The sequence below is a fragment of the Streptomyces sp. NRRL S-37 genome, assembly GCF_000721605.1.
GTDB lineage: Bacteria > Actinomycetota > Actinomycetes > Streptomycetales > Streptomycetaceae > Streptomyces.
This window is the reverse complement of the sequence record NZ_JOIZ01000124.1, coordinates 1-458: the sequence shown is the minus strand read 5'-3', so window position 1 is coordinate 458 and position 458 is coordinate 1. Positions and strand designations below refer to the sequence as shown.

At 67.7% G+C, this 458-nt stretch carries 1 pseudogene; it reads right to left on the bottom strand.

Going from position 1 to position 458, the window contains the following annotated elements:
- Positions 1–458: pseudogene (locus IH50_RS38490) on the bottom strand (ketoacyl-synthetase C-terminal extension domain-containing protein); the annotation flags it as partial.

The window sequence follows — 458 nt, the reverse complement described above, 5'->3', positions numbered from 1 at the left end:
TCGAACGCTTCCGCGAACACCGGGAAACGCCCATACAGTTCACGTCCCATACCGAGCCGCTGCGACCCCTGACCCGAGAACAGGAACGCCGCCGGTGCTCGAACACGGACCGCTGCGTCGCCAGCGAGAACCCGAGGTCCACGCCACGGATCCCGGCGCCCGCCACGAACTCCCGCAACCGCTCGGCCTGTGCACGCAACGCGGCCTCACTCTTACCGGAGAGAATCCACGGCACCACACCAGGCACAGTCTCCGGTTCTTGTGCCGTCTGCGTCCGCAACTCCAGTTCCTGGTGCAGCTGTTCGAGGATGACGTGGGCGTTGGTGCCGCTGATGCCGAACGAGGACACACCCGCCCGACGCGGACGCCCCCCGCCCTCCCATTCCACCGGCTCGGTCAGCAGCTCCACCGCACCCGCCGACCAGTCCACATGCGACGACGGCGCATCCACATGCAGC